Annotated in this window: 7 protein-coding genes and 1 pseudogene; 5 read left to right on the top strand and 3 right to left on the bottom strand. The window is 41.8% G+C overall.

The window, feature by feature from the left end; genetic code table 11:
• Window positions 1–99: 99 nt before the first annotated feature.
• The gene (locus tag AABI99_RS16830; protein WP_338367249.1) at window positions 100–555 is read right to left on the bottom strand and encodes a hypothetical protein; all 456 of its coding nucleotides are present in this window, start codon (window positions 553–555) and stop codon (window positions 100–102) included.
• A 361-nt stretch (window positions 556–916) separates the two neighbouring features.
• Here AABI99_RS16830 and AABI99_RS16825 point away from each other — a divergent pair.
• Window positions 917–1057, top strand: a pseudogene (locus AABI99_RS16825) (helix-turn-helix domain-containing protein); the annotation flags it as partial.
• Window positions 1058–1136: 79 nt separating this feature from the next.
• Entirely contained in the window at window positions 1137–2168 is a 1032-nt protein-coding gene (locus AABI99_RS16820) for a LacI family DNA-binding transcriptional regulator (RefSeq protein ID WP_338367248.1), read from the top strand.
• 72 nt (window positions 2169–2240) lie between these two features.
• On the opposite strand, the gene gtfA is transcribed toward AABI99_RS16820, so the two are convergent.
• Window positions 2241–3713, bottom strand: coding sequence for a sucrose phosphorylase (gene gtfA, locus AABI99_RS16815; protein ID WP_338367247.1), 1473 nt, complete (start codon window positions 3711–3713; stop codon window positions 2241–2243).
• Window positions 3714–3886: 173 nt separating this feature from the next.
• Between gtfA and AABI99_RS16810 the strand changes: the two genes are divergently transcribed.
• From AABI99_RS16810 to AABI99_RS16800, 3 genes are all read left to right on the top strand, one after another.
• Window positions 3887–5104 (top strand): MFS transporter, encoded by a 1218-nt coding sequence (locus tag AABI99_RS16810; protein ID WP_338367245.1) that lies wholly within the window; start codon window positions 3887–3889, stop codon window positions 5102–5104.
• A gap of 164 nt (window positions 5105–5268) precedes the next feature.
• Window positions 5269–7659 (top strand): TonB-dependent receptor, encoded by a 2391-nt coding sequence (locus tag AABI99_RS16805; RefSeq protein ID WP_338367243.1) that lies wholly within the window; start codon window positions 5269–5271, stop codon window positions 7657–7659.
• Between the two features lie 111 nt (window positions 7660–7770).
• On the top strand, window positions 7771–8718 hold the full coding sequence (locus tag AABI99_RS16800) for a carbohydrate kinase (RefSeq protein WP_338367242.1): 948 nt from the start codon (window positions 7771–7773) through the stop codon (window positions 8716–8718).
• Window positions 8719–8785: 67 nt separating this feature from the next.
• Here AABI99_RS16800 and AABI99_RS16795 read toward each other — a convergent pair whose 3' ends face one another.
• On the bottom strand, window positions 8786–9166 hold the full coding sequence (locus AABI99_RS16795; RefSeq protein WP_337849055.1) for an STAS/SEC14 domain-containing protein: 381 nt from the start codon (window positions 9164–9166) through the stop codon (window positions 8786–8788).
• Window positions 9167–9180 lie beyond the last annotated feature (14 nt).

The raw sequence follows: 9180 nt of genomic DNA, 5'->3' as shown, positions 1-9180 counted from the left end.
TAACTTTCCAATAACGGGCGCAGACATGTGGGGCATAATGGCGAAGCCGCCCCGCATGTCTGCGTCCCAGCGAACGTAGTGAGTGACTTAATTTTTTTGTTAGAAGCCTGCACGCCGTTGTTCCTTAAGAGGGTTGTGTGGATTTACATTACCACCAAATGTTTGTTTATACACCTTGCCTAAGTCTGACGTGATTTCCAATGTTACCAGATAGGGTGAGCCTAGAGCCGAACGCCAATAGTGATACTGCTTTTGATATTGTTCATTAAAGCTAAAAGTAACAGTAGCTGACGTAAGCCATGATGAGGGAATTTTATGAGAATTCAGCATATTAATGAGTGATTTCCGCATGCTTTTAACAAAAGGTTCGAGGTGGTTTTTTACGCTGTTATGCTCTATTTCTAACAGATTGATTGATATAGAAGAGATGTTCTGTTGCTGTGCGAGCAAGCATAGTTGTCCTGTAGCCCAGTAACCAAGGTGATCGTTATTGCGGTTATTTAGCATGTGAGCAAAGTTTCTTACAATTCCTTTGAACTCTGAACGACGAGCCATGATTCTCCTTGGCTTCTAACAACTTTGTCTACGACATTTGTCGTTTTATAAACCGACAAATGTCCCTATATTACGATACTTTCATCTTAGCCAGCAAATAACCACCTGTAAACAATTAGTTAGCTACAAAGAAATTTCCATTAATGCTGTAATACACCAAAATGGGGGAGAGCAGTCATATCCGACAACACATAAATCACTGCACATTTTTAGAGCAGCTTTTATAAAAGTTAATATTATAAAACCGTTTTTTAACGCAGGTAATGAACTGTTTAAAGCGCTTAGGTTTTAACGTTTTGAATACGGCGGGTTTTGTACTTATATATTACAACACGCTTAAAGTAGTGTTGTGAGGTACTAACTAACAAAAGCCCGCAATCAATTACTGCAAGGCCAAGCTATTAGCCAAGTGTGCTTTGATGTTGGGTTTAATAGCGCAAGCCACTTTAGTCGTGTATTTAAACAAACCTTTGGCATTGCGCCTAAAGAGTGCCGACATTAAAGCTAAAACCTTATTTTTTACTTTGCTAACGCCCTGAATATGTTAGTTTATTAACATGAGTATTGAGTAAAGAATTGGTATGAGTAAGCAAACCCGTTGGACCCTAAAAAGTATTGCCAAAGAGTTAGGTGTATCTAACGCAACAGTCTCTAATGCGTTTAATCGCCCTGATCAGCTATCGGCTAAACGCCGAGACGATATTCTTGCAGCGTGTAAAACTTTGGGCTATTACGGGCCCAATAAAGCCGCGCAATCGCTTCGTAGTGGTACGTTTAATATTGTGGCGTTAGTGCTGCCCGATAGTGTGGAATATATGGTATCGGACCCTGTGGCCAGCAGCTTTATGCGGGGTGTAACCTCGGTGCTTGAAAAAAACGGCATTAATGTTTTATTGTTTTCTGGTAATAGCGATAACCTTAACAGCGTGGTCGACTTTGTTGATGGCTTTATTTGTTATGGCCGCCCTCGTAATAATGCATTAGTAGAGCAGTTAAAAACGGTGTCTAAACATGTGGTCACTATTGATTTTGATATAGCCCGCAATGCCTCAGTAAATATAAATAACGAGCAAGCAAGTTACGAAATAGCCAAGCACGTTTTAAAAAATCCAAGCGATAAAGTCGCTATTTTAGGCTTAAGATTACTTGATGAAAACGTATTATGCCGCGTATATGAACACCACGAATTTGAAACAGGACAATCTATTTCGCACCAACGCTTACGGGGTTATCAACGTGCATTAAGTGAGGCAAATATAACAGTTGCTGATGATCGTATTTGGAATATACCAGAAAGCAGCGAGCGTTTTGCTAACATTGCTGCTAAAGAGGTGTTAAGTGCCTCCCCCCGCCCTGACGTTATTATTTGTATGAGTGATTTAATTGCCCTTGCCACGATGCGAGAAGCGATAAAACAAGGCATAAAAATAGGTGAAGAACTGCGTATTGTCGGCTTTGATGGGATAGACGAAGCCGCTCGTTTTGTACCGCGCCTAACCACTATTCATCAAAATAGCCAAGAAAAAGGCGTAATGGCCGCCGAGCTCTTTATATCAAAAGAAGAAAAAATATGTGATGTAAGTTACGAGCTAGATATTGGCGCAAGTGGTTAATAGGTTATTTTAAAAGGGTTGGGCAAACAAAAGCCAAGCTCAAAAGCTTGGCTTTTATGTTTTAATAGCCGGTTAAACTAGCAATGCATTTAAACTTATCGTTGTTTCTTCATCGCCATTAACTTGAGTAATAAGCGCGTCTCGTGTTTTAAAATTAACACTTAATGCAATAGACTTATCTGCTAGTTGCCACGTTAAACAACATATTCCCTGTGTACCGTGAGCACTAAACTCGCCTGCAAAAGCGGGGTGTTCATTACGCAATTTAATGAGCTCTATTAAACCTTTTACTACAGGTTTATTGAGTGCGTGCTCAATTATTTCAGTATTTAAATACGGGCGGTTAATATCACGGCCCACATTGGTACGCGCAAGTAGCTCCATATCGTTTTCGCAGGCAAATAAACCACCGTAGTACACTTGCGGCACACCGGGGGCAAAAAACTGTATGGCACGCGAAATCAAATAATCTAAGTCGTTAGCGCCTAATGCATTGTAATACGTGCAATTTACTTGGTATAAATCAACATTACTGGCAGCAGCCCCCGTAGCATGTCGGCTTTGGTTATTGCTGTTGGCATGCATGGTTTCTACAAGCGTATCTATTTGCTGTGCATTTAATAGCCCTGGCTTGTCGCCCATTGGGCCAGCATCAATAATGCCTATGCCGTCGTGCGTATCAAGTACCGTTAAACAGTTGCGTGGTGAAATTTGTAACCATTTTAGCAGTGCATCTACATCGTTATTAAATAAACTGTGTAAAATAAGCGGCGGTAATGCAAAGTCGTAAACCATGTTTACACGCTTTGCTACCTCTACTTGTGTTTGGTAGTGGCTATGAATTTCAGCAATGGTTTCCATGCCAAGCTCGTTTGCTTGCTTTGAGAGGTTATCTAGGTAGCTAAAAGTTTCGTCTAGCATAAAACAGTTAGTACCGGCTTGTTTAATTGCGTAACCCGCTGCATCTAAACGAATAATATTTACGTTATTCTCAGAAAACTTAGTTAATACGTTATTTAAATACGCAATACCCGCTTCAACTTTTACGTTTATATCAATTTGGTTATCGGTAAACGTGGTCCAAAAGTCATACGTTTGACCATCGCCACACTGCATGGGTGTAAAACAGCTACCAGGGCGCGGACGATAAATTGCTTGCTGCTCAGCGTCGCTCATCCCATTTGGGAATACATCGTCTTTGGTTAAAAATAAGTCCCAGAATTCTGATTGCTTGCCTTTTGCTAGCACATCTTGAAACTGATAAGACTGCGCCGATACATGGTTCACGATTAAATCGGCCATTAGGTCATGGTTTTCACCCAGTGCTTGAATATCAGCCCATGTACCAATGCGAGAATCTACTTCGCTGTGGTCAATCGGATCAAAACCCGCATCGCTTCCGTCAATAGGATTATAAAAAGGCAGTAAATGCACACCACCAAATACGCCCTCTAAAGGCCCTTTTAATAGTGTTGTCAGTGCGTTTATATCTTGCCCTGTGATTCGATCAGCGTATGTGATCAATTGAACTTTATTCTTCATCATGTGTGATTACCAAGTTGAAACTTAATCGATTAAGATATATCTTTAACTAGCACGTACAATTTTACAAGTAATTTTTAAATATTTTACATACAAAAGTTGTGGCAAAGGTAATACTAATCAGAGTAAGTGATTGAGTTATTACTATAACTTGAGCCACAACGAGGAAAAATCACATGACAAATTTACACACACACACGCAAAGCGACCCAATGCAGCGCATACGAATACTCACTTACATGATGTTTTTTATGTTTGCGATGACCTCTGATGCGGTAGGTATGATTATTCCAGAGTTAATCTCAGAGTTTGGTTTAAGTATGACCCAAGCCAGTGCTTTTCATTATGCACCTATGGCACTCATTGCTTTTAGTGGCTTGTTTTTAGGCTTTTTAGCCGACAGCCTAGGCCGTAAACAAACCATAATGCTGGGGTTACTTATTTTTTCTGGCAGTTGTTTTTTGTTTGCTTTTAGCAATAGCTTTTCAATATTTTTAATTTTGCTTTGCTGTATCGGTTTAGCCATTGGTTTATTTAAAACGGGCGCACTAGCGCTACTTGGCGATATTTCAGCAAGTAACGCAGAGCACACTAAAACCATGAATAAAGTAGAAGGCTTTTTTGGTATTGGTGCCATTGTTGGCCCTGCGCTGGTAGGCGTACTGCTTACTCAAAACGTGAGCTGGACTTATCTGTACATTATTGCCGGCGTTATGTGTTTAATTTTAGCACTAATGGCATGGCGCGCCGACTACCCTGCCGTTGTCAAAAATACAGAGAAGCCCGCCTCACTTGCCACCACCATGAAAATGATTAAAAACCCGTACGCACTTGGTTTTTCGTTGGCTATTGCATTATATGTGGCTACCGAGGTTGCTATTTACGTATGGATGCCAACACTTTTAAAAGATTACACAGGCTCGTGGCCTTTACTTGCAACCTACGCACTTACACTATTTTTTGTATTACGTGCTGCTGGGCGCTTTATTGCTGTATGGCTTTTAAATCACTTTAGCTGGCAGGGCGTTATGGCATATTTAAGTTTAGGTATCGCACTGTGTTATGTGGGCACTTTGGTAGGCGGTGTTGATTGGGCGGTAGGCTTGCTTCCGCTTTCAGGTTTGTTTATGTCGATGGTTTACCCTACTTTAAACTCTAAAGGTATATCGTGCTTTCCTGTTGCACAGCATGGTGCAGTAGCGGGCGTGATTTTATTTTTTACCGCGCTTTCGGCCGCACTTGCGCCTTTATTTATGGGCGTGATAAGTGATTACTTTGGCCACGTACGCTACGGCTTTTACTTAGCTACCGGCTTTGCTGTGATCTTATTCTTAGCCATGCTTTATAACTTTTACCGCGACCCTGCGGCAAAAGCATTAACTAAAAATGCATAAATGGCTGCTCAAGCCAGTATAAAAAACACCTTTAAAATCAATACAAAAATAAAATAAGAGCAAATTACACACAAAAACAATTTGCTTATTGTAAAAACTTTGTTATTTTTACTTAATCGATTAAGTAAAAATAACAAACTCACACAACACAATGAGGCGTTAACATGACAACACACCACACACCTTTATATTTAATCAGTGCCTTAGCACTTGCAGTAAGCCAAGGCGCTCATGCACAAGACGAGCAAGAAACCAAAGTGCAAGCTAACCAAGGGCTTGAAACAATTGTTGTTACCGGTGTTCCTCGCCGCACAACTATTATGGCGTCGAGCTCATCAGTAAGTAGTTTATCGCTTGAGCAAGTAGAGGTATCTACACCGCGTTCAACGGCTGAGGCATTTAGAATTATCCCGGGCGTTCGCGCTGAATCAACGGGCGGTGAAGGTAATGCAAATATTGCAGTGCGTGGCTTACCTGTGGCATCGGGTGGCGCTAAATTTTTACAACTGCAAGAAGATGGCCTTCCTGTCATGCAATTTGGTGATGTTGCCTTTGGTAACGCCGATATTTTTATGCGCCTTGATAACACGGTGCAAACAATCGAATCAATTCGTGGTGGCTCAGCCTCTACATCAGCCAGTAATGCACCTGGCGGCATAATTAACTTTATTTCTAAAAACGGTGATAACGAATCGGGTAGCGTATCTACTACTGTTGGCCTAGATTACGACAGTGTTCGCACCGACTTTGAATACGGCACCTACTTAACCGATAGTGTGCGTTTTCATGTAGGCGGTTTTGTACGCCAAGGCGAAGGCCCGCGCGAAACAGGCTACACATCAAATAAGGGTGGCCAAATTAAAGCTAACCTTACTAAAGATTTTGAAAACGGCTACGTACGCCTTTACTACAAACACCTAGACGATAAAAGCGTAGGTTACTTACCTATGCCAATGTACTCAAATGGTGATTCTATTGCAGGATTTGATGCACAATCAGATACACCACACTCTGCGTTATTTACTAAAACTGTTCGTTTAAACGGTGAAAACCAAATTAGCAGTGGCGATTTACGCGACGGCATGAACCCTAAAGTGGATGCGGTAGGTTTTGAAGCTGTATTTGATTTAGATAACGATTGGCGTATCGAAAACCGTTTTCGTAAATCGTCAATTAGCGGTAACTTTAACTCGCTAATTCCTGCTGAGGTTGGCAGTGCATCGTCTATTGCACAAAGTATTGGTGGTGTAGGCGCAACACTGAGTAACGCAAACACAGGCGAAGCATTTAATGATGAACTTGCCATGCGTATTCACACTTTTGATGTAACGCTTAACGACTTTGGCTCTATTGTTAATGATTTTAAACTGACTAAATCGTTTAGCGATGACACTAGCCTAACCTTCGGTTACTTTGCCTCTACGCAAAACATTGCGATGTCGTGGTTATGGAACTCGTACTTAATGGAGCTTAAAGGCGACAATGCGGCACTTTTAAATGTAACCGCAGCCGATGGCACTGAGTATTCAGAAAACGGTTTATATGCATACGGCACGCCTTATTGGGGTAACTGTTGTCAGCGTGATTACGACACCGAGTACGACACGCGCGCACCGTATGTTGCGTTTTCAACAAAATTTGGTGATGTAAGCATTGATGCAAGCGCCCGCTACGACAGCGGTGAAGCACGCGGTAACTATGCAGGTGCTGTCACTTCAACAGTAGATATGAACCGCGACGGTACTATTTCTATTCCTGAACAAAATGTAGCAGGTATTGATATAGCTAACGCCAGCCCAGTAAATTACGATTGGAGCTACTCATCTTACTCTGTAGGTGCTAACTACCAAATTGACCCAAGCCTAGCTACGTTTGCGCGTATTAGTAAAGGCGGTCGCGCCAATGCAGACCGTTTATTATTTGGTAAAGTACGCAGTGACGGAAGCGTAGCCGATGAAGATGCAGTAGATGAAGTAAACCAATTTGAAATTGGTGTGAAAAAACGTTTTGATTCGTTCTCGGTATTTGCAACAGCCTTTTACGCAGAAACAGAAGAGCAAAACTTTGAAGCAACTTCGCAAACCTTTTTTGACCGCGAATACGAAGCAAAAGGTATTGAGGTTGAATCAACTTACTTTATGGATGCGTGGGACTTTAGAGGTAACTTTACTTGGACCGATGCTGAAATTGCAAAAGATGCGCTAACCCCTGAAGTTGTAGGTAACACACCACGTCGCCAAGCGGATTTAATTTACTCACTAATGGCGCGCTACAGCTACGATAACGGCGCGGCAGGTGTAAGCTTTATTGGCACAACCGATGCTTACGCACAAGATAACAACGACCTTAAGTTTGACGGCTACACGCAAGTAAATGCGTTTGTAAGCTACGACTTATCAGAAAACTTAAACCTTGCGCTTAATGTAAACAACCTGTTCGATACAGTAGGTATTACAGAAGCTGAAGAAGGTTCAGTACCTGAAAACGACATTATTCGTGCCCGTACAATTAACGGCCGCACAACGTCGGTTACTTTAAAATACGCTTTTAACTAAATGTGTGTATTGCGCTGCAGTGAGTCATCGCTGTAGCGCCTTTTAAAGTATGAATAAATAACCCCTTCACGTTTTTAGCCTAGCCTTGCTAGGCTTTTTAGGATATTCCAAATGACCAAACTCCTGTGCTTAGGCGAGCTTTTAATTGATATGCTGCCACAAGATGCTCATAACTCAGCGTACTTACCCATTCCTGGTGGTGCACCTGCTAATGTTGCTGTTGGCTATGCAAAACTTGGCGGTGAAGCCGCGTTTTGTGGTGGTAAAGGGGATGATCATTTTGCCAATCAATTAAGTAATGCATTGGCGCAATACAATGTAAATACAGACTATTTGTTTACCATTGCTGGCTCACAAACCGCTATGGTAATAGTAAGCCTTGATGAAACCGGCGAGCGTAGTTTTGGCTTTTATCGCCATAACACAGCCGATGTATTATTAACCCAAGCGCATTTAGCGCAAATAAATTGGCAAAGCATAAGCACCCTGCACTTTTGCTCAAACACCCTAACCGATCCAGCCATAGCTAGCACAACGGTTAAAGCGCTAGAACTTGCTAAAACACATAATAAGCTCGTTAGTTTTGACGTAAATTTACGCTACAGCTTGTGGGAAAACACAAATGATATAGCAAGCAATGTCCAAGCCTGCTTCGCTTATTGCGACATAGTTAAGCTTTCGCGCGATGAACTTAATTTTTTAGCAAAGCATAGCGAAACAACGGGCGAAGATTACATTCAAACGCTATTAAATACGGGGGTAAAACTGGCCTTTTTAACCGACGGGCCTGAGCCTGCTACAGTTTACCACAGCGCATTTACACTTAACGAGTCGGCACCAAAAATAAACGCAGTAGATACAACAAGCGCTGGCGATGCCTTTATAGCGGGAGTTTTATACTACTTAAATAACCTAGGAAGTGCTCTACCACTGGCAGATAAACTAAATGATGAAACAAGCGTAAAAGGCGCCCTGCACTTTGCTCTTAAATGTGGCTCTAAAGCGTGTTTAGCTAAGGGGGCATTTCCGGCATTACCAGTGCTGGCTGATGTAATGTAACTCTTAAGTAGAGTACAAGGTGCTTTAAATAATAAAAACGCTCTTGTGAGCGTTTTTTATTGTGCAATTATTCATCTAGCCAATCGATGGCGGCGGTGGCGTTTTCGTAGTATTGCACCTCGCCTGAGATAAACCAGTTGCCTATTTTAGCCATGCGGGCTTGCCATTCTTGATTGCCATAAATAGCAATTTTATTAAATTCTTTTGAGTGTCTTACGCCAAGCTTTAAATCATCCCATGCGGCGCGAAGCTCCCAGCCGTCTAGCTCGCTGGCATCAATAAGTACATTTGCTATAGGGTGTTTAACCTCGCCAAGCGCTGAGTCGATCATGGGGGTAATGACTTTATAGTCTTCATGGGTGAGTGTACCCACTGCTTTTAGTTTTAAAAAAAATTCTCGGCCTGCGCGTTCAATACCAATAGATAAACCATGTGTTGTGTGTACCATGCTGCTCTCCTTAA

The sequence above is a fragment of the uncultured Pseudoalteromonas sp. genome, from assembly GCF_963922945.1.
In the GTDB taxonomy this organism is placed as follows: domain Bacteria; phylum Pseudomonadota; class Gammaproteobacteria; order Enterobacterales; family Alteromonadaceae; genus Pseudoalteromonas.
Note: the sequence above shows the minus strand (reverse complement) of the source record. Positions and strands in the feature narration are given on the sequence as shown.

Excerpts from the sequence above, each read along its gene's own strand:
- gtfA (WP_338367247.1), bottom strand. The coding sequence starts at position 3,713 with ATGATGAAGAATAAAGTTCAATTGATCACATACGCTGATCGAATCACA.
- AABI99_RS16810 (WP_338367245.1), top strand. The coding sequence starts at position 3,887 with ATGACAAATTTACACACACACACGCAAAGCGACCCAATGCAGCGCATA.
- AABI99_RS16820 (WP_338367248.1), top strand. The coding sequence starts at position 1,137 with ATGAGTAAGCAAACCCGTTGGACCCTAAAAAGTATTGCCAAAGAGTTA.
- AABI99_RS16830 (WP_338367249.1), bottom strand. The coding sequence starts at position 555 with ATGGCTCGTCGTTCAGAGTTCAAAGGAATTGTAAGAAACTTTGCTCAC.
- AABI99_RS16800 (WP_338367242.1), top strand. The coding sequence starts at position 7,771 with ATGACCAAACTCCTGTGCTTAGGCGAGCTTTTAATTGATATGCTGCCA.
- AABI99_RS16805 (WP_338367243.1), top strand. The coding sequence starts at position 5,269 with ATGACAACACACCACACACCTTTATATTTAATCAGTGCCTTAGCACTT.
- AABI99_RS16795 (WP_337849055.1), bottom strand. The coding sequence starts at position 9,166 with ATGGTACACACAACACATGGTTTATCTATTGGTATTGAACGCGCAGGC.